Origin of the sequence: Streptomyces sp. NPDC002680 (genome assembly GCF_042889145.1) — a bacterium.
Classification (GTDB): Bacteria; Actinomycetota; Actinomycetes; order Streptomycetales; family Streptomycetaceae; genus Streptomyces; species Streptomyces adonidis.
The window spans coordinates 1240169-1258495 of the sequence record NZ_JBIAQP010000001.1 but is presented as its reverse complement, the minus strand read 5'-3'; the positions used below and the strand labels follow the sequence as shown (position 1 = coordinate 1258495).

Annotated in this window: 18 protein-coding genes; 5 read left to right on the top strand and 13 right to left on the bottom strand. The window is 71.2% G+C overall.

Going from position 1 to position 18327, the window contains the following annotated elements; all coding sequences use genetic code 11:
* Positions 1-136 precede the first annotated feature (136 nt).
* A complete protein-coding gene (locus tag ACFYXF_RS05720; RefSeq protein WP_389348260.1) occupies positions 137-1492 on the bottom strand; it encodes a dipeptidase in 1356 nt (451 codons plus the stop codon).
* A gap of 135 nt (positions 1493-1627) precedes the next feature.
* On the opposite strand from ACFYXF_RS05720, the gene ACFYXF_RS05715 reads away from it, so the two are divergent.
* Positions 1628-2836 (top strand): geranylgeranyl reductase family protein, encoded by a 1209-nt coding sequence (locus ACFYXF_RS05715; protein ID WP_389348473.1) that lies wholly within the window; start codon positions 1628-1630, stop codon positions 2834-2836.
* 25 nt (positions 2837-2861) lie between these two features.
* On the opposite strand, the gene ACFYXF_RS05710 is transcribed toward ACFYXF_RS05715, so the two are convergent.
* Positions 2862-3317: a nitroreductase family deazaflavin-dependent oxidoreductase gene (locus ACFYXF_RS05710; protein WP_369031986.1), complete on the bottom strand. Its 456-nt coding sequence runs from the start codon at positions 3315-3317 to the stop codon at positions 2862-2864.
* A gap of 186 nt (positions 3318-3503) precedes the next feature.
* On the opposite strand from ACFYXF_RS05710, the gene ACFYXF_RS05705 reads away from it, so the two are divergent.
* From ACFYXF_RS05705 to ACFYXF_RS05695, 3 genes are all read left to right on the top strand, one after another.
* A complete protein-coding gene (locus ACFYXF_RS05705) occupies positions 3504-4211 on the top strand; it encodes a TetR/AcrR family transcriptional regulator (protein WP_389348259.1) in 708 nt (235 codons plus the stop codon).
* 92 nt (positions 4212-4303) lie between these two features.
* Positions 4304-5578 (top strand): sensor histidine kinase, encoded by a 1275-nt coding sequence (locus ACFYXF_RS05700; protein WP_389348258.1) that lies wholly within the window; start codon positions 4304-4306, stop codon positions 5576-5578.
* Complete coding sequence (locus tag ACFYXF_RS05695; RefSeq protein ID WP_389348257.1) at positions 5575-6240, top strand: response regulator; 666 nt, start codon at positions 5575-5577, stop codon at positions 6238-6240. Before ACFYXF_RS05700 ends, ACFYXF_RS05695 begins: the two co-directional genes overlap by 4 nt.
* Before the next feature lie 96 nt (positions 6241-6336).
* On the opposite strand, the gene ACFYXF_RS05690 is transcribed toward ACFYXF_RS05695, so the two are convergent.
* The 3 genes from ACFYXF_RS05690 to ACFYXF_RS05680 all read right to left on the bottom strand — a co-directional run bounded on the left by ACFYXF_RS05690 (position 6337) and on the right by ACFYXF_RS05680 (position 9538).
* Complete coding sequence (locus ACFYXF_RS05690; RefSeq protein ID WP_389348256.1) at positions 6337-7824, bottom strand: MFS transporter; 1488 nt, start codon at positions 7822-7824, stop codon at positions 6337-6339.
* 72 nt (positions 7825-7896) lie between these two features.
* Positions 7897-8631 carry a maleylpyruvate isomerase family mycothiol-dependent enzyme gene (locus ACFYXF_RS05685; protein ID WP_389348472.1) on the bottom strand — a complete coding sequence of 245 codons (735 nt, stop codon included), beginning with the start codon at positions 8629-8631 and terminating at the stop codon, positions 7897-7899.
* Positions 8632-8665: 34 nt separating this feature from the next.
* Positions 8666-9538, bottom strand: a complete 873-nt coding sequence (locus ACFYXF_RS05680; protein WP_389348255.1) for an alpha/beta fold hydrolase — start codon at positions 9536-9538, stop codon at positions 8666-8668.
* A gap of 168 nt (positions 9539-9706) precedes the next feature.
* On the opposite strand from ACFYXF_RS05680, the gene ACFYXF_RS05675 reads away from it, so the two are divergent.
* The gene (locus ACFYXF_RS05675) at positions 9707-10504 is read left to right on the top strand and encodes a VOC family protein (protein ID WP_389348254.1); all 798 of its coding nucleotides are present in this window, start codon (positions 9707-9709) and stop codon (positions 10502-10504) included.
* A 200-nt stretch (positions 10505-10704) separates the two neighbouring features.
* Here ACFYXF_RS05675 and ACFYXF_RS05670 read toward each other — a convergent pair whose 3' ends face one another.
* The 8 genes from ACFYXF_RS05670 to ACFYXF_RS05635 form a co-directional block, all read right to left on the bottom strand.
* Entirely contained in the window at positions 10705-11919 is a 1215-nt protein-coding gene (locus ACFYXF_RS05670; protein WP_389348253.1) for an MFS transporter, read from the bottom strand.
* A 96-nt stretch (positions 11920-12015) separates the two neighbouring features.
* Positions 12016-12651: a CoA transferase subunit B gene (locus ACFYXF_RS05665; RefSeq protein WP_389348471.1), complete on the bottom strand. Its 636-nt coding sequence runs from the start codon at positions 12649-12651 to the stop codon at positions 12016-12018.
* Between the two features lie 20 nt (positions 12652-12671).
* Complete coding sequence (locus ACFYXF_RS05660) at positions 12672-13454, bottom strand: CoA transferase subunit A (RefSeq protein WP_389348252.1); 783 nt, start codon at positions 13452-13454, stop codon at positions 12672-12674.
* Positions 13455-13497: 43 nt separating this feature from the next.
* Positions 13498-14241 (bottom strand): SDR family NAD(P)-dependent oxidoreductase, encoded by a 744-nt coding sequence (locus tag ACFYXF_RS05655; protein ID WP_389348251.1) that lies wholly within the window; start codon positions 14239-14241, stop codon positions 13498-13500.
* Positions 14238-15164, bottom strand: coding sequence for a fumarylacetoacetate hydrolase family protein (locus ACFYXF_RS05650; protein ID WP_389348250.1), 927 nt, complete (start codon positions 15162-15164; stop codon positions 14238-14240). The genes ACFYXF_RS05655 and ACFYXF_RS05650 overlap by 4 nt, the downstream gene beginning before the upstream one ends.
* 10 nt (positions 15165-15174) lie before the next feature.
* Positions 15175-16113: a VOC family protein gene (locus ACFYXF_RS05645; protein ID WP_389348249.1), complete on the bottom strand. Its 939-nt coding sequence runs from the start codon at positions 16111-16113 to the stop codon at positions 15175-15177.
* Entirely contained in the window at positions 16106-17134 is a 1029-nt protein-coding gene (locus ACFYXF_RS05640) for an amidohydrolase family protein (RefSeq protein ID WP_389348248.1), read from the bottom strand. The genes ACFYXF_RS05645 and ACFYXF_RS05640 overlap by 8 nt, the downstream gene beginning before the upstream one ends.
* Positions 17131-18279, bottom strand: a complete 1149-nt coding sequence (locus ACFYXF_RS05635) for an FAD-dependent oxidoreductase (protein ID WP_389348247.1) — start codon at positions 18277-18279, stop codon at positions 17131-17133. Before ACFYXF_RS05635 ends, ACFYXF_RS05640 begins: the two co-directional genes overlap by 4 nt.
* Between the last annotated feature and the right edge of the window lie 48 nt (positions 18280-18327).

Below are 18327 nucleotides of genomic sequence, written 5' to 3'. Positions count from 1 at the left end.
GGGCTGTGCCGCCCGCCGGGCTGTGCCGCCCGCCGGGCTGTGCCGCCCGCCGGGCTGTGCCGCCCGCCGGGCTGTGCCGCCCGCCGGGCTGTGCCGCCCGCCGGGCTGTGCCGGGGGTTCGGTTGTTCCGGGTGGTTCAGGATGCCGCGTAGTTTCGGAGGAACAGGGCCTCGGCCACCGACAGGCGTTCCAGTTCCTCCGGGGAGACGCTTTCGTTCACCGCGTGGATCTGGGCTTCCGGTTCGCTCAGGCCGATCAGGAGGATCTCCGCCTGCGGGTAGAGCGACGCGAGTGTGTTGCAGAGGGGGATCGAGCCGCCCTGGCCCGCGTACTGCATCTCCTGGCCCGGGTACGCGACCGCCATGGCCTCGGCCATCGCCGCGTACGCCGGGCTGGCGGTGTCCGCGCGGAACGGCTGGCCCTGGCCGATCTGTTCCGTGCTCACCCGCGCGCCCCACGGTGTGTGTGCCGCCAGATGCGCCTCAAGGAGCTTGGTCGCCGCCGCCGCGTCCACGCCCGGCGGCACCCGCAGGCTGACCAGCGCGCGTGCGCTCGCCTGCACGGACGGAGTGGCGCCGACCACCGGCGGGCAGTCGATGCCGAGGACCGTGACCGCCGGGCGCGCCCAGATGCGGTCGGCGACCGAGCCGGAGCCGATCAGTTCGACGCCGTCGAGCACCTTGGCGTCCTTGCGGAACTGCTCCTCGTCGTACGTCAGTCCGTCCCACGACGTCTCGTCCTTGAGCCCGTCGACCGTTGTCGAACCGTCCTCGGCACGCAGGGAGTCGAGTACGCGGATCAGCGCGGCGAGCGCGTCCGGCGCGGCCCCGCCGAACTGGCCCGAGTGCAGGTTGCCTTCGAGGGTGTCGATCCGGAGGCGTACGAGGGTCATGCCGCGCAGTGTCGCGGTGACCGTCGGCAGACCGACCCGGAAGTTGCCGGCGTCGCCGATGACGATCGTGTCGGCGGCGAGCAGCTCCGGGTGTTCCTCGGCGTACCGCTCCAGGCCGCCCGTGCCCATTTCCTCCGAACCCTCGGCGATCACCTTGACGTTGACCGGGACGCCGCCGTTCGCCTTGAGGGCGCGCAGCGCGAGCAGGTGCATGATGAAGCCGCCCTTGCAGTCGGCGGCACCGCGCCCGTACCAGCGGCCGTCGCGCTCGGTCAGCTCGAACGGCGGGGACACCCACGCGTTCTCGTCGAGCGGTGGCTGCACGTCGTAGTGGGCGTAGAGGAGAACCGTTTTCGCGCCCTCGGGGCCGGGCAGGTAGCCGTACACCGACTGCGTGCCGTCCGGGGTGTCGAGCAGGGCCACGTCCTGGAATCCGTCGGCGCGCAGCGCGTCGGCGACCCAGTTCGCGGCGCCCTCGCTCTCGCTCTTCGGGAACTGCTCGAAGTCCGCCACCGATTTGAACGCCACCAGTTCGGTCAGCTCCGCCCGAGCCCTCGGCATGAGGGAGGCGACGGTCTCGGCGACCGGATTCGAGGACATGGGCACGCTCCTTGTGGGTGCGACGTTGTACGGAAGAAGTCCTGTGATCCTCCCACAGCGGACTGTGGCGACGCCCGCCGTAGGATGCGGAGGAACAGGTGCGGCAGGCGCGTGGATCAGGAGCAGCAGACCATCGTGAGCAGCGAGAACTCTTCGGCGGACGACGTGGCGCGGGTGTGGGACGTCGTTGTTGTGGGCGCGGGACCCGCGGGGGCTTCGGCCGCGTATGCGGCGGCGGTCGCGGGCCGCAGTGTGCTGTTGCTGGAGAAAGCGGAACTGCCGCGCTACAAGACGTGCGGCGGCGGGATCATCGGCCCCTCGCGCGACTCCCTGCCGCCCGGTTTCGAACTGCCCTTCCAGGACCGGGTGCACGCGGTCACGTTCTCCAACAACGGCCGCTTCACCCGCACCCGCCGCTCCAAGCAGATGCTGTTCGGCCTGATCAACCGGCCCGAGTTCGACCAGCAGCTCGTCGAGCACGCCCAGAAGGCGGGCGCCGAACTGCGTACGGGCGTCACGGTGACGCGGGTCGAGCAGCACGGCTCGGCGGTGCCGGACCGGCGGACGGTCGCCGTCGTCCTGCAGGGCGGCGAGACCGTGCTGGCCCGTGCGGTCGTGGGCGCCGACGGCAGCGCCAGCCGCATAGGAGCACACGTCGGGGTGAAACTCGACCAGGTGGATCTCGGCCTGGAGGCGGAGATCCCGGTGCCGGAGACGGTTGCGGAGGACTGGCAGGGGCGGGTGCTCATCGACTGGGGCCCGATGCCCGGCAGCTACGGGTGGGTGTTCCCCAAGGGGGACACGCTGACCGTGGGCGTGATCTCCGCGCGCGGTGAAGGCGCGGCCACCAAGCGGTACTTGGAGGACTTCGTCGCCCGGCTGGGGCTGTCCGGCTTCGAACCGAGCATCTCCTCCGGCCACTTGACGCGCTGCCGCGCCGACGACTCGCCGCTCTCGCGCGGCCGGGTACTGGTCTGCGGGGACGCGGCCGGCCTGCTGGAGCCGTGGACCCGCGAGGGCATCTCGTTCGCGCTGCGCTCGGGGCGGCTCGCGGGGGAGTGGGCGGTCCGGATCGCGGAGGCGCACGACGCCGTGGACACGCGCCGCCAGGCCCTGAACTACGCGTTCGCGATCAAGGCGGGGCTCGGCGTCGAGATGGCCGTCGGCCGGAGCATGCTGAAGGCGTTCGAGCGGCGCCCCGGCGTCTTCCACGCGGCCCTGACCGGCTTCCGGCCCGCGTGGAACGCCTTCCGGGACATCACCCGCGGCTCCACCTCACTGGGCGAGCTGGTGCGCACCCACCCGATGGCCGGGCGCGCCCTGACCGCGCTCGACCGGCCCTGACCGCCGTACAGGTCACGCGGGGTGTTCACGGTTTGACGGTGATCCGGAAGACGGGGTGCTTGGGGGCGGCGGCGAGCAGTTCCTCGTCGGTGGAGTCGGCGTTGACGTCGCCGAAGAAACGCCCCACCTCCCAGCCCCACTTCTTGAGGTAGGTGCGCAGCACGACCGTCTTCTCCGCGTCCGGCAGCTCGACCGCGGTGAACTCCTGGACGCGGCGGCCGACCTTGAGCCGTCCGCCGCCGGCGGCGCGCATGTTCCGCACCCACTCGGAGTGCCCGCGCGCCGAGACGAGGTACGGGCCGCCCTCGTACGGCAGCGGGTTGACGGGCACCTTGCGCCACTCGCCGCTCTTGCGGCCGAGCACGGACAGCTCGGCGCTGCCCATGAGGCTCACGCCGCGCCGTGCGAGCCAGCCGATGAGGTTGTTCGTGGCCCGGTCGAAGGCATTGGGCTTGATGTAGTGGGCCGACGGCGACGACATGGTGTCCTCCGGGAGTCAGGTCGTGTGTGGAATCAGGTCGTACGGGAGTGGTGCTTGCGAGAGCACTGCTCTCGCTTGAGAGCAGTCTGTCGGAGATCGGTGATCCAAAGCAAGAGCACTGCTCTCTTTTTGGTTCGGTGCTCTCGTTTGTGCGCACTGCTCCGAAAACATGGAACACTCGCACGTATGAGCACCGCACAAGGAGCCCGCGCCCGCGCCCGGATCGAGGTCACGTCGGCGATCAAGGACGAGGCGCGCAGACAGCTCGCGGCGGAAGGCGCCGCCAAGCTCTCGCTGCGCGCCGTCGCCCGTGAACTCGACATGGTCTCCTCCGCGCTGTACCGCTACTTCCCCAGCCGTGACGACCTGCTGACCGCTCTCATCATCGACGCCTACGACTCCCTGGGCGAGGCCGCCGAGACCGCCCACGCCGTCGTCGTGGACGCCGGCGCCGGCCCGCTGCGCCGCTGGGTCGCGGTGTGCGAGGCGGTGCGCCGCTGGGCGCTCGGGCATCCCCACGAGTACGCGCTGATCTACGGCTCGCCCGTCCCCGGCTACAAGGCGCCCGACACGACGGTGCCGGCCGCCGCGCGCGTCGGCCTGCTGCTGATCGGCATCGTGCGGGACGCCCACCGCACCGTCGGTGTGGCGCGTACCCCGGTCCCCGCCGAACTGCGCCCGGAGGCCGAGCGGTTGGCCGCCGATCTCGCCCCCGACCTTCCGGCGGAGGTGGTGGCGGCGCTCGTCGCGGCGTGGGCCCAGGTGTACGGGCTGGTCGGGTTCGAGCTGTTCGGCCAGTTCAACCGCGTCGTGGAGGACCGCGAGACGTTCTTCCGGCACTCCGTGAGCCGGATCGCGCACGGGGTGGGGCTGGTGTTCCCGGAGAAGCGGTAGACGACCGGCGGCCTCGTACTTCCCGGGGAGTACGGCTGATCACCTCGTCCGGCGGACGCCGTCGCCGCGTGGTGCCGTCTAGCGTGGCTGACATGGACGAGCAGCGCGTACGCGGACGCGGGGGAGGCCCGCCCCGGTGGTGGGGGCACGGGCCTCCGTGGTGGAACCGCGGTGACGGGGAAGGCGGGCCCTGGACGGAACAGGGCGTCGGCCGGTGGCCCTGGCGTTCCACCGTGCTGCTGACCGTCTTCGTGCTCGCCGGTTCGAAGTACGCCGCCGAACAGCAGGTGGGTGAGCGCGCCGACCTGGACCTCTTCGCGCGCATCCTGCTCGTCGTCGGTTCGGGACTGCTGCTGTGGCGGCACCGGCACCCGGTGCTGGTCGCCTTCGGCACCGCGACGGCGGCCATGGTCTATCTCGGCGCCGGATATCCGTACGGGCCGGTCTTCCTGACCGTCGCCCTGGGCTGCTTCAGCGCTGTCGTCGCCGGGCACCGCAAGGCGGCCTGGGCGGCCGTCGGGATGCTCTGGGCCGGGCATGTGCTGATCGCGCACTGGCTGTACCGGTGGCTGCCGCCGTCCGGGGACGAGCCCGCCGCCTGGGGCCAGGAGATCGTCGTCGCCGCCTGGGTGGTGGCGATCGTCGCGGTCGCCGAACTGGTCCGGGCGCGGCGGGAGCAGTGGGACCGGGAGCGGGCCGAGCGCGCCCAGGCCGCCCGGCGGCGCGCGGACGAGGAGCGGCTGCGGATCGCGCGCGAGCTGCACGACGTACTCGCGCACAGCATTTCGGTCATCAACGTGCAGGCCGGGGTCGGTCTCGCGCTGCTCGACTCCGACCCCGAGCAGGCCCGCACCGCGCTCACCACCATCAAGGCGGCCAGCAAGGAGGCGCTCGGGGAGGTACGTCAGGTGCTCGACACGCTGCGTACGCCGGGTGACGCGCCGCGCGCTCCGGCGCCGGGGCTCGACCGGCTGCCCGAGCTGGTGGAGCAGGCGGCGGGGGCCGGGCTGACCGTGGAGGTGCGGGGCGAGGCGCCGAAGCTGTCGCCGGGTGCCGATCTCGCCGCCTTCCGGATCGTCCAGGAGGCCCTCACCAATGTCGTACGGCATTCCGGTTCGCGGCACGCGCGTGTGCGGGTCGATGTCGACGAGGCGGACGGCGCACTGCGGCTGCGGGTCGACGACGACGGGCCCGCGACCGGCGCCGACGCGGGCGGCAGTGGGAACGGGCTGGCCGGGATGCGGGAGCGGGCCGCCGCCCTCGGTGGCACGATCGAGGCGGGGCCGCGCGCGGACGGCGGTTTCCGGGTGCTGGCGGTGCTGCCGCTCAAAGTGGAGCCACTACTGAAGGCGAAGGAGGACCGGTGATCCGTGTACTGCTCGCCGACGACCAGTCGTTGGTCCGCGCGGGGTTCAGGGCGCTGCTCGACGCGCAGCCCGACATCGAGGTGGCCGGGGAGGCCTCCGACGGGGAGGAGGCGCTGCGGGGCGTACGCGAACTGCGCCCCGATGTCGTCCTGATGGACATCCGGATGCCCGTGCTGGACGGGCTGGCCGCGACCCGCGGGATCACGGACGACGCGGCGCTGAACGATGTCAGGGTGGTCATGTTGACCACCTTCGAACTCGACGAGTACGTCTTCGAGGCGATCCGCTGCGGTGCTTCCGGCTTTCTGGTCAAGGACACCGAGCCGGACGAACTCCTGCGCGCCGTAAGGGCGGTGGTCGCGGGTGACGCGCTGCTCTCGCCGGGGGTCACCCGGCGCCTGATCGGCGAGTTCGCCGCCCGTTCGAAGGAACCGGCTGCCGCTGACGCTCTGTCCCGACTCACCGAACGGGAACGGGAGGTGATGGCCCTGGTCGGCATCGGCCTGTCCAACGAGGAGATCGCCCGCCGCCTGGTCGTCAGCCCGCTCACCGCGAAGACCCATGTGAGCCGCACGATGGTGAAGCTGGGCGCCCGCGACCGGGCCCAACTGGTCGTGCTGGCCTATGAGTCGGGGTTGGTCAGGCCGGGGTGGCTGGGCTGAGCTCACCGGCTCCGCAGTTGTCCATCCGGCGAGTGAAACAGGCGGGTGCCCGGCCGGGCAAGCAACCCCGGCCGGGCTCGGATGCTGAGAGGTTCCCTAGTCGCGGGCCGTGACGCGCTCGGTGGTCGTCTCCTCCTGTCGCTGAAGGGACTTGGCGACGACGACGGACTGTCCCGGCCTCCGGGTGCGCAGACCGGGGAGTGTGACCAGCAGGCCGGCGAGGGCGATGCCCGTCACCACGATCAGGCCGGGGCGGTAGGCGTCGAGGACTGCCTGCGGTGAGGGGTTGTCGGGGGTGCCCGCGGTGACCACCGCTGTCACGACGGCCAGGAAGATCGCGCCGCCCACCTGGACCGAGGTGTTCAACAGGCCGGAGACCATGCCCTGTTCATGGTCGTCGACGCCGTTCGTGGCCTGGATGTTGAGCGACGGGAAGACCAGGGCGAAGGCCCCGCCGATCAGCACCATCGACGGCAGGATCAGGGTGGCGTAGCTCGGGTCCAGGCTGACGCGCAGGAACAGGGCGTACCCGGTGATCATCAGGGCGAAGCCCGCCACGATCAGCCGCTGGGTGCCGAACCGGTCGACGATCGAGCCCATCTTCGTCGCGGACAGAGCGACGATCGCTCCCGCGGGGAGGAAGGCGAGCGCTGTGTGCAGCGCCGACCAGCCGAGCAGCGACTGCATGTACAGGGTGACCAGGAACTGGAATCCGACGTACGAGCCGAAGAGCGCCATCGCACCGAGCTGGGCGCGGATCTGGGGTCCTGAGCGCAGCACACCGAGCCGGATCAGCGGTCCGGCGGAGCGCTGCTCGACGCGGACGAAGACGGTCAGCAGTACGGCGACGGCGAGGAAGGAGAGCAGTGTGCGGGCCGAGGCCCAGCCGACCTCCGGGGCCTGCACGACGGTGAAGACCAGCAGCAGCATCGAGGCGGTGCCGAGGATCGCGCCGGGGATGTCGTAGCCGTTGTGGTCCTTCTCGCGTTCGCTGCGCGGCAGCAGCTTGAGACCCGCGATCAGGGCGAGTACCGCGACCGGCGCGGGCAGCAGCATCGTCAGGCGCCAACTCGCCTCGGTGAGCAGGCCGGAGAGCACCAGGCCCATCGAGAAGCCGGTGGCCGCGCAGGTGGTGTAGATGGACAGGGCCCGGTTGCGCAGCGGGCCCTCGGCGAAGGTCGTGGTGATGATGGACAGGCCGGCCGGGGCGGTGAAGGCGGCGCTGAGGCCCTTGATGAAGCGGCTGGCGATCAGCAGCGGGCCCGAGTCGACGAGCCCGCCGAGCAGCGAGGCCAGCGCGAAGACACCGAGGGCCACCAGGAACACCTGACGGCGGCCGAGCAGGTCGGCGGTCCGGCCGCCGAGGAGCAGGAGTCCGCCGTATCCCAGGATGTAGCCGCTGACGATCCATTGCAGCGTCGAGGTGGAGAGGCCGAGTTCGGAGCCGATGGACGGGAGCGCGACGCCGACCATCGACACGTCCAGCGCGTCCAGGAACATCGCGGCGCAGAGCACCAGCAGGGTGCCCCACAGGCGGGGAGTCCAGCGTCCATCGGTCGCCGGAGTGGTGAGCGGAGAGGTCATGACGAAGACAGTACATGCGCATGCATTGAATGTAAGTGCATTTAATGTTGATGCAACAAAATTCGGTCGGCGTCAGATGACGGCGGACTTCTCCTCCCAGAGCGCGGCGAGCGCGGGGTCGCCGGTCACGGCGGGGAACGGCTGCCGGTTCCACAGGGCCAGGTAGAGAGCGGCGGCAGGGCCGGCCACCTCGCAATCCGCTTCCGGATCGGTGGTGCGTTCGGCCGCCGGCGGTTCCGACGACAGCCGTACGGTCCACACCGCGTCGTCCCTGTCGGTCACCCGGACCCGTAGTGTCCGGGGCTCGTCCGTGCGGACTCGGCTCTTCGCGCGGGCGTGGAAGCCGCGCAGCAGCTCGTCGATGCCGTCCGCGGCGAAGTCCGGGGCGAGCGGGGTGGGCGCGACGCCGAGGGCGGATTCGGCGTCCACCCGGTGGACGGCCGTCTCATGGGCCTGGCGACGGGCCCAGAACGCGAGGGGCGAGGAGGCGGGCAGAAAGCTCCAGCACTCGACGTCGGGCGGGGCCGAGGCGAGGGTGTCGACGAGGATGCGATGGCCCTCCCGGAACCAGGTGAGCAGTGCGCTGCCGTCGAGGTCGGGCAGGTCGCCGAAGGGGGAGGGCGACGTGTGCCGCTCGGCGACGTACGTGGTTGCCCAGCGGTGCACCGCACCTGTGTGCAGCACCAGGTCGCGCACCGCCCAGCCCGGGCAGGTCGGCACTTTGGCTCCGGTGCCCGCCCGTTCGGCGGCAGCGGCGAGCAACTGGCCCTCCGAGTCCAGGATTTCCACGAATCGCGCGGTCTCGATCAAGGCGGTCTCCATTCGGGATTGCGGTGGTTCGCTAGCTCAGGAATGCTTCGGTGGTCGCCGTGAACTGCTTCGCGTCGTCGAGCCACGGGAAGTGTCCGGCGCCCGGCTGGACGACCAGCTCGGCGTGCGGGAACAGGTCCGGAATCTCGGTCATCGCGGGCGGTGGGGAGTTGAGGTCGACCTCCCCGGCCAGTACGAGGACCGGTGAGGCGAGACGGGCGAGCGCCGCCCGGGTGGCCGCCGGGTCGAAGGCGCCCTCGGAGGCGAAGACGGCCGCGGCCTCGTCGTTGCGCTGCCGGTCCTCCGCGGCGCGGTGGGTACGGGCGGCCTCGTCCCAACGGCCGTACCAGAACGGGGCGATGGTCTGGAAGGTGTCGGCGTCCGGCTGTCCGGCGACGAGTGCCTCCAGGGCCGCGAACGCCTCCGGGAACCAGGGCTCGTACCGGCGCAGCCGTGCCGTCGTGACCCGGACGTTTCCGGCGATGGTGATGCCGAGGGCCAGGACGCTCGGGGTGATCAGTGCGAGCCTGCCGACGCGCTCGGGGTGACGGGCGGCGTACAGCAGGGCCAGGTTCGTGCCTGCGGAGTGGCCGAGCAGGTCCAGCCGGTCGAGGCCCAGGTGCTCGCGCAGGGCCTCGACGTCGTCGACGAGACGGTCGCAGCGGTAGGACGCGGGGTCCTGCGGTACGGCGGAGCGGCCGGTGCCCCGGAGGTCGAGCATGATCAGACGCCGGTGCGCGGACAGGCCCCCGAGGTCCCCGAGATAGACGGAGTCCTGCATCGGGCCGCCGGGCAGACAGACCAGCGGCGGTCCCTCCAGCTCCTCCCCGAGCACTCGACAGGCCAGTTCGGTTCCGTCGTACGCGGAGAAGCGCGTGGAGAAGGGCACTGAGAGGGCGGACATGGCCAGGACTTTCGCAGTCGTGCAGCGGTCCGGCAACCGGGTTTCGTGGCGTGATCGCGGACAGGGAGCGACTGCGGGCCAGGTGTCCGCGCCGTGAAGTGGTCGACGCGCGATTGTCAGTGGTGGGTGTCAGGGTGGTGGCACAACGATCTGCGAAAGGGAATCGCCGTGATCACCACCGACCTCGCACCCGGCTCCCCCTGTTGGCTCGACCTCGGCACCCCCGATGTCCCCGCCGCCGCAGCCTTCTACGGCGCGGTGCTCGGCTGGGAGTACGAGTCCATGGGCGCGGGGGAGGACATGGAAGGCGGGATGTTCCGGAAGGACGGCAAGGTCGTCGCCGGGCTCGGCAAGCTGACGGAGGAGGGCGCTCGCTCCGCCTGGATGATCTACTACGCCGTCACCGACGCGGACGCCACGACCCGGGCCGTGGAGCGCGCGGGCGGCACGGTGCGGCTGGCGCCGAGGGACCTCGACGACTGGGGGCGGATGGCCCAGTTCAGCGATCCGCTGGGCGGCCAGTTCGCGGTCTGGCAGGCGGGGAAGAACTCGGGTTTCGAGCTGGCCGACGAGCCGGGCTCCCTGACCTGGGCCGAGCTGTACACGCGTGACGCCGCTGCCGCCAAGGAGTTCTACAGCAGTGTCTTCGACTGGTGGTACAGCGAGATGGAGATGCCGGGCGGCGGGGGCTCGTACACCCTCATCACCGCTCCCGGGCTTCCCGAGGAGCGTATGCAGGGCGGCCTGATGCAGGTCCGCGCGGAGGATCTCGCCCTGGCGGACGGGCGGCCGTACTGGCATCCGGTCTTCGCGGTCACCGACTGCGACGCCGCGGTCGCCAAGGTCACCGAGAACGGCGGCAGCGTGCGGATGGGGCCGGACGACGCGGAGGGTGTCGGTCGGCTGGCGGTCTGCCTCGATCCGGCGAACGCGGACTTCGTGGTGCTGGCTCCGGCCGAGCGCTGAGCCCGCGAGGGGTCTGGGTCGGCGGGGGCGACCCTGCGCGCTGAGGAACCCGGGCGGCGGGACGCCTGGCCTGGGCTTCGTCCGTGACCCCGGCGGTACGCCGTCGTCCGCGCGTCGCCGGGGCGAAACCGTCCGGCCCGAGTATCGAAGCGGTCGTCAGCGGCGGCCGCGACACCCTTGTGAAGTCCCGGCCCCGGACATCACGACGCCGAAGTCGCGCGGCGGGTGACGAAGCCGATCACGGCTGCCGTGGCGGCCAGTGCCGCGACGCTGGTGAGGGCGGCGGGGAGCGAGAACCACTCCGCCATGAACCCGATGGCGGGTGGTCCCAGCAGCATGCCGCCGTAGCCGAGCGTGGACGCGACCGCGACTCCGTCGGGGCCGGCCAACGCACCCGCGCGTTCGACGGCGACGGGGAAGAGATTGGCGAGACCGAGCCCGGTGACCACGAAGCCGAGGAGCGCCGCCCACAGGGACGGGGCGAGCGCGCCGAGGAGCATGCCGGCGGCGGCGGTCGTGCCGCCGGATATCAAGGTACGGGTCTGGCCCAGCCGTTCGAGCAGCCTCGTGCCGGTGAGCCGGCCGATGGTCATGGCGAGTGCGAAGCAGGAATAGCCGACAGCCGCGATGCCCGGCGACGCGTGCAGATCCTGTTCGAGGTGCAGGGCGCTCCAGTCGGCGAGGGCTCCTTCGCCGTAGGCCGTGCACAGGGCGATCAGGCCGAAGACGATGACGAGTCCACGTGTGCGGCTGTCCAGGCGCTGTGGCACCGACTCCTTGTGTTCTTTCCGTACCGCGCTCTCCGGTGGTGCCGGGGGCTGGATGCTCAGCAGGGTGCGGCCCGCCAGGGCGGTGACGAGCAGTCCGATCACGGTGAGGCCGAGCAGATGTCGCGTGGGGGACAGCGCCCCGGCCACGAGCCCGCCGAGCCCGGCGCCGATCATGCCGCCGAGACTGAACGCGGCGTGGAAGCTGGGCATGATCGGCCGTCGCAGGACCCGTACCAAGTCGACGGCCGCGCTGTTGAAGGCGACGTTGATGCCGCCGAAGGCCATGCCGAAGATCAGCAGGACGGCGCCGAGCGCCGGGGCGGAGTGGGTGAGCGGTGGCAGAGCGACGCTGAGGCAGAGGAGGACGGCGCAGACGACGGTGACCCGGTGGTTGCCGTAACGACGGCAGAGGCGGCCGGTGAGGATCATCGTGACGACGGCTCCGCCGGAGACGCCGAGAAGAGCGAGGCCCAGGGCGCCGGCGGAGGCGTCGGTCTGCTCCTTGATGGCCGGGATGCGGACGACCCAGCCGGCGAAGACGAAGCCGTCGAGGGCGAAGAAGACGGTGATGGCGGTGCGGAGGCGGGTGAGGGTGTTGTCGGGGGTGGTGCTGTCGTCCGTCCGGGATTTGTTTATCAGCGGCACAAAGCCAGGCTAGGTGGGTGGGAGGGGGAGGGCAAGGGAGCCTGTCGGGCGACGCTCTTGCGTCTCCGGGGCCCGGGTGTCCGGGGCTGCGGAGCATCAGGGTCTGCGGATCAAGGGGGCGTCCGTGCGGTCCGCGATGGCCTCGGCCGTCACACCCGGTGCGCACTCCACGAGTACGAGGCCCTCCGGCGTGACGTCGAGGACGCCGAGGTCGGTGATGATCCGGTGGACGCAGGCCTCGCCGGTGAGCGGCAGTGTGCACTCCTTGACGATCTTCGGGGTGCCGTCCTTGGCGGTGTGCTCCATCAGGACGATCACGCGACGGGCCCCGTGGACCAGGTCCATCGCACCGCCCATGCCCTTGACCATCTTGCCGGGGATCATCCAGTTGGCCAGGTCGCCGGCGGCGGACACCTGCATGGCGCCGAGCACGGCGGTGTCGATGTGGCCGCCCCGGATCATGCCGAAGGAGAGCGTCGAGTCGAAGAAGGAGGCGCCGGGCAGGACGGTGACCGTCTCCTTGCCCGCGTTGATGAGATCAGGGTCGACCTCGTCCTCGGCCGGGTACGGGCCGGTGCCCAGGATGCCGTTCTCCGAGTGCAGGACCACCTGGACGCCCGGCGGGAGATGGCCGGGGATCAGGGTGGGCAGACCGATGCCGAGATTGACGTAGGAGCCGTCGGTGAGTTCGGCGGCGGCGCGGGCGGCCATCTCGTCCCGGGTCCAGCCCAGTCGCGTGCCGAGGGTGGTGCTCATGCGCGTACGGTCCCTCGTGTCGAAGACGCGGAAATCAAAAGGTGTTCTGTCTGCTTGTCGGCCGCCTCGGCTGCCGTCAGCTCCACCACCCGCTGGACGAAGACGCCCGGCAGATGCACCTCGTCGGGGCTCAACTCGCCCGGTTCCACGAGCTGTTCGACCTCCGCCACGGTGATCCGGCCGGCCATCGCGGCAGGCGGGTTGAAGTTGGCGGCGGACCTGCGGAAGACCAGGTTGCCGTGGCGGTCGCCGCGCCAGGCCCGTACGAGGGCGAAGTCGGTGGTGATGCCGTGCTCCAGGACGTACGCGCGGCCCGCGAAGTCCCGGGTCTCCTTGGGCGGGGAGGCCACCGCGACCGTGCCGTCGGACGCGTAGCGCCAGGGCAGCCCGCCCTTGGCCACCTGGGTGCCCACCCCCGCCGGGGTGTAGAACGCCGGTATGCCCGCTCCGCCGGCGCGCAGCCGCTCGGCCAGCGTGCCCTGGGGTACGAGTTCCACCTCCAGTTCGCCCGACAGGTACTGCCGGGCGAACTCCTTGTTCTCGCCGACATAGCTGCCGGTCACCCGGGCGATCCGGCCGTCGGCCAGCAGGACTCCGAGTCCGCGCCCGTCCACACCGCAGTTGTTCGACACGACCTTCAGGCCGGTGGTGCCCTGCGCGTGCAGGGCCCGGATGAGCACATTGGGGATGCCGCTGAGACCGAAACCGCCGACGGCCAGCGACGCGCCGTCGGGTATGTCGGCGACCGCCTCGGCGGCGCTCGCACGGACCTTGTCCATGGGGGAGTTGGGCCTTTCTGCTCTGCTCTTGCTGTGCGCCTGCCTACTGGCCTACGGCGTCCGAGATCGGCTTGGCGCCGCCGTGCGCTGTGAGGCCGCCGTCGACCGGGATCTCGGCGCCGGTGATGAAGGAGGCGTCGTCGGACAGCAGGAACGTCACGAGCGGGGCGATGTCGTCGACGCTCCCGGTGCGGCCGAGGGGTGTCCCGAGGAGGTTCGCCTCACGGAATCCCGGTGCGGCGAAGGCGGTCATGTCCGTCTCGATGAAGCCGGGGTGGACGATGTTCACGCGGATGCCGCGCGGCCCCATTTCCATGGCGGCGGTCCTCGTCAGGCCGCGCAACGCCCACTTGCTGGCCGTGTACGCGACGGGATAGTGGGCGGTGAGCGCCGCCGACGAACCGACGTTCACGATCGACGCCCCCGGCCGCATCAACGGCACGAGATGCTGGATGCCCAGCAGAGGACCGGTGACGTTGACCGCGTGGACCCGGGCCATGTCCTCGGGGCGCACGTCGTCCATACGGGCCCGCCAGGTGACGCCCGCGTTGTTGACCAGACCGTGCACCTGCCCGTACGACTCCCGCAGTTCGGCGGCGAGTTCGGCCCACTCCTTCTCGACGGTGACGTCGAGGCGGCGGCAGCCGGGTGCCTCGGTCACGTCGGTGGCGATCACCCGGGCGCCCTCCTGGGTCAGCGCCTCGGCCTCGGCGGCACCCTGACCGCCGGCCGCGCCCGTGACGACCACGACCTTGCCGAGGAGCCTCTGCCGGTTCGTGTCGGTCACGGCCGCTCCCGCAGTCGTCGCCGGGCGACCGGCACCGGCACCGGATCGGCCCCGGCGACCACGGTGTTGGAGACGCTGCCGATGCCCTCGACAGTGAGCGTCACCGTGTCCCCTGGCCCGAGCGGCGCCGGGTCCCGGTGGCCTCGTACGCCCCACAGCTCCGCCAGACACCCGCCGTTGCCGCAGGTGCCCGAGCCGAGGACGTCGCCGGGGCGGACCACCGTGCCGCGTGAGGCGTAGGCGACCATCTCCTCGAACGTCCAGCTCATGTTGGACAGCAGGTCCTTGCCGACGATCGCGCCGTTCACCGCCGCCGTCAGCTCCAGGCGCAGAAAGCCGTCCGAGTCGCGGTAGTTCTCGAGCTCGTCGGCGGTGACCAGGTACGGGCCCAGCGTGGAGGCGGTGTCCTTGCCCTTGCAGGGGCCGAGGCCCACCCTCATCTCGGCCGACTGGAGATCGCGGGCGGACCAGTCGTTGAGGACCGTGTAGCCGACGATGTGTTCACGGGCCTGCTCGGGGGTGAGGTCGCGGCCCTCCTTGCCGATCACGGCGGCGACCTCCAGTTCGAAGTCGAGCACGCTCGACCCCGGCGGCATCGGGATGTCGTCGTGCGCGCCGTACACGGCGTACGGGTTGGTGAAGTAGAAGGTCGGGGCCGCGTACCACTGCTCCGGCACCCCGGCGGCCCCGTTCACCGACCGTCGTACGCCCTCGACGTGCTCCTCGAAGGTGACGAAGTCCCGCACGGTGGGCGGCTGGAGCGGCGGCAGCAGCCGTACCTCCGACAGGGGGACGGGCGCGCCCACGGGGCGGGTGCCGACTGCTTCGAGCGGTGACGTGCCGTCCGGGAGGGCTCGTACGGCGTTGCCTTCCACGATGCCGCAGTGGCGACGCCCCTCGTGCAAGTAAGTGGCGATGCGCATGAGTTGCCTCTCAGACCGGCGGGGCGACGAACACCCCGCGGTCGACGTCGTTGAAGGACTCCTTGGCGACCAGTTCGTTCATCGGGTTCGCCGTGCCCCACTGGTCGGTGACCTCGGGCTGCGAGAAGTCGTAGACGTGGGGATGCCAGGTGTCCTCGTCGAGCAGCTCCAACTCCGTTGTGTACTCGACCGTGTTGCCGTGCGGGTCGAGGAAGTACGTGAAGGTGTTGTCGCCCGCCATGTGCCGGCCCGGGCCCCAGACCTTCTGGAAGCCGGCCCGCATCACCCGGCCGGAGCCGCGCATGTACTCGTCCAGGCCGCGCATCTCGAAGGAGACATGGTGCAGGGAGGTGTGCGGGCCCTTCGCGATGGCCATGGAGTGGTGCTGGTTGCTGATCCGCATGAAGTGCATGACGTCACCGACGTACGGCGAGCTGAGCGTGTCGGAGTGGCGGAAGCCGAGATGACGCTCGTACCACTCGCGGGTCCTGTCCAGGTCCGGCGAGTTGAGGACGACGTGCGACAGCTTGACCGGGATCGCCTCCTTCTCCTCGATCCGGCGGTGCTGCCTGACCTCGACGTCGGCGGAGACCTCGATCGTGCGCCCGTCGATGTCGAAGAAGCGGAAGCCGTAACCGCCGCCGGGCGTGTCCACCTTGCCGGGCCGCGAGACCAACTGGACGCCATCGGCGAGCAGTTGCTCGGCGAGAGCGTCCACGTCCGCCGCGCTCCCGGCACCGTAGGACACCAGGTCGAGCCGCTTCTCGTCGGCCTTCCGCAGCCGTACGACGTACTGCTCGGGCGAGCCCTCGGCGGCCAGGAAGGAGATCCCGGAGTCCTCGGCGACCTTGGTCAGGCCCCACACACCGGCGTAGAAGTCGAGCTGCTTGTCGTAGTCGGGCACGGCGAGGTCGACGTGCCGGAGGTGCGTGAGCGGACGGTCACTCATGGGGGGTTCCTCCTCGGACGAGGTTGAGCAGGGCGGCGGCGTTGCCGCCCCGCACCGCGTGGAAGTCGTGGTCGGGCAGACCGGCCGTGCGCAGCGCGCCCAGCGGGTCGTCGGTGCCCATGTCGAAGGGGAAGTCGGAGCCGAGCAGAACCCGGTCGGCGCCGACGGCACGGATCAACTCCCGCAGTACGTACGGGTCGTGGACGAGCGAGTCGAAGTACAGCCGCCTGAGATAGCTGCTCGGTTCCCGCTCGCAGTCCCGGGCGTCGGGGCGGACCCGCCAGGCGTGGTCGGAGCGGCCGACGTGGGTCGGCAGATAGCCGCCGCCGTGCGCCGCGATCAGCTTCAGGCCCGGATGGCGGTCCAGAACGCCGGAGAAGATCAGCTGGGAGAGGGCGACCGCGTTCTCGGTGGGCTGGCCGACGGTGTTGGACAGGTACCACTGGTCGAGCCGCTCGTCGAGCGTGCAGCCGAAGGGGTGCAGGAAGAGGACGGCACCCGTCTCCTCCGCCCGTGACCAGAAGGGTTCGTACGCCGGATCCGACAGCTCGTGACCGGGCGCGTGCGAGGAGATCTCCACGCCCTTCAGGCCCTGTTCGAGCGCGTGGTCGAGCAACTCCGCCGTGAGGCCGGGGTGTTGGAGCGGTACCAGGCCGAGGCCGTGCAGCCGATCGGGGGCCTTCGCACAGTGCGCGGCGGTGCCCTCGTTGGCCAACTGACTGACCCTCTCGGCCAGTTGTGGCTCCGCCCAGTAGTGGTAGTGCGACGGGGACGGGCTGACCAGCTGGATGTCCACGCCCTGCGCGTCCATGGCGGCGAGACGCGCGGTGACGTCCGTCAGCCTCGGCACGCGCGTACCGACCATGGGACCGTTGACGGCCAGGGCCGCCCGGCCGTTGCGGCGGGCGTCGAGTGCGCGGGCCTCGGCGAGACCGGGCCGGCCGGCGACGACCTCCTCGACCTCCGGGAGGAGGAGATGGGCGTGGACGTCGATCGTCGGGGGTGAGAGGGGCTCGGTCACGGAAGTTCCTTGAGGGCGCTCATCGTGCGGCCCATCAGTGCCGCCACATCCATGCCGCGCTCCTGGTCGGGCGCCCTGTCGAGCAGCCACCGGGCGACCTGGACGGAGGCGTCGACGACCATGCGCACCCGGGGCAGCCGGCGGGCGCGGTAGTCGGTGAGGAGCTGGTCGTCCCAGTCGTCGCGGCCGGTCAGCAACTCGGCGAGGACCAGGACGTCTTCGAGGGACATCGCGGCGCCCTGGGCGAGCGTGGGCGGACAGCAGTGCACGGCGTCACCGACCAGCACCACCCGCCCGCGGTGCCACGGGCCCTCGACCAACAGCCGGTCGAAACAGGCGTAGTTGACGGCCTTCGGATCGGTGAACGCGGTGCGGATCTCCGCCCACGCCCCGCCGTAGCCCTCGCTGAGCGCTCGCATCTCGTCGGCGTACGCGCCGGGGTCCAGCGAGGCCCGGTCGCGGGCCCACTCCACGAGATAGGCGTAGACCGTGTCCTCGCTGGTCGGGCAGTACCCGGCGATGAAACAGCGGCCGCCGTACATCATCTCGGTGCGGCTGACGCCGGCCGGGCGGGGCGCGGGGGCGCGCCAGATGCCCATGCCGGTGGGTTCGGGTCTCTCGGCGATGCCGATCATGTCGCGGGTGGTGGAGTGCAGTCCGTCGGCACCGACCACCAGGTCGTAGCGGCGGCTCGTGCCGTCCGAGAAGGTCACGTCCACGCCCTCGCCGTCCTGCTCGAAGGCGGTGGCCGTCGTGCCGAGGCGGACCTCGGCGCCCGAGGTGCGTACCTGGTCGATGAGGAGCTGCTGGAGCCTCGGCCGCTGCATGCCGATGTGGGCGGGCAGGTCCTCGCCGCCGGTGCGGAGTTCGTCGTGGGTGTGCAGCACGGTGCCGTCGGGGGTGAGGATGGCGACGCCGTCGGCCGCGTAGCCGTCCTTCTCGATGCCGGCGAGGACCCCGACCTCGCGGAGCACGCGCAGGGCGTTGCCCTGGAGGGTGATGCCGGAACCGGCGGCGGCCTTCCAGTCGGGGCTTGCCTCGACGAGGTCTACCGCGATGCCGGCTCGGCGGAGGAGGACGGTGAGGGTGTTGCCGGAGGTTCCTCCGCCGATGATCAGTGCGGTGCGGGTGAGGCGGTTGGCCATGTTGGGGTTACCTCCCGGGGTGGGGCCGCACGGCATTGTGCGGCGGCG

What these genes read in the sequence shown, in the direction of transcription:
- ACFYXF_RS05690 (WP_389348256.1), bottom strand. Translation starts at nt 7,824, where the DNA reads ATGACCTCTCCGCTCACCACTCCGGCGACCGATGGACGCTGGACTCCC.
- ACFYXF_RS05700 (WP_389348258.1), top strand. Translation starts at nt 4,304, where the DNA reads ATGGACGAGCAGCGCGTACGCGGACGCGGGGGAGGCCCGCCCCGGTGG.
- ACFYXF_RS05660 (WP_389348252.1), bottom strand. Translation starts at nt 13,454, where the DNA reads ATGGACAAGGTCCGTGCGAGCGCCGCCGAGGCGGTCGCCGACATACCC.
- ACFYXF_RS05650 (WP_389348250.1), bottom strand. Translation starts at nt 15,164, where the DNA reads ATGCGCATCGCCACTTACTTGCACGAGGGGCGTCGCCACTGCGGCATC.
- ACFYXF_RS05680 (WP_389348255.1), bottom strand. Translation starts at nt 9,538, where the DNA reads ATGTCCGCCCTCTCAGTGCCCTTCTCCACGCGCTTCTCCGCGTACGAC.
- ACFYXF_RS05710 (WP_369031986.1), bottom strand. Translation starts at nt 3,317, where the DNA reads ATGTCGTCGCCGTCGGCCCACTACATCAAGCCCAATGCCTTCGACCGG.
- ACFYXF_RS05705 (WP_389348259.1), top strand. Translation starts at nt 3,504, where the DNA reads ATGAGCACCGCACAAGGAGCCCGCGCCCGCGCCCGGATCGAGGTCACG.
- ACFYXF_RS05635 (WP_389348247.1), bottom strand. Translation starts at nt 18,279, where the DNA reads ATGGCCAACCGCCTCACCCGCACCGCACTGATCATCGGCGGAGGAACC.
- ACFYXF_RS05645 (WP_389348249.1), bottom strand. Translation starts at nt 16,113, where the DNA reads ATGAGTGACCGTCCGCTCACGCACCTCCGGCACGTCGACCTCGCCGTG.
- ACFYXF_RS05720 (WP_389348260.1), bottom strand. Translation starts at nt 1,492, where the DNA reads ATGTCCTCGAATCCGGTCGCCGAGACCGTCGCCTCCCTCATGCCGAGG.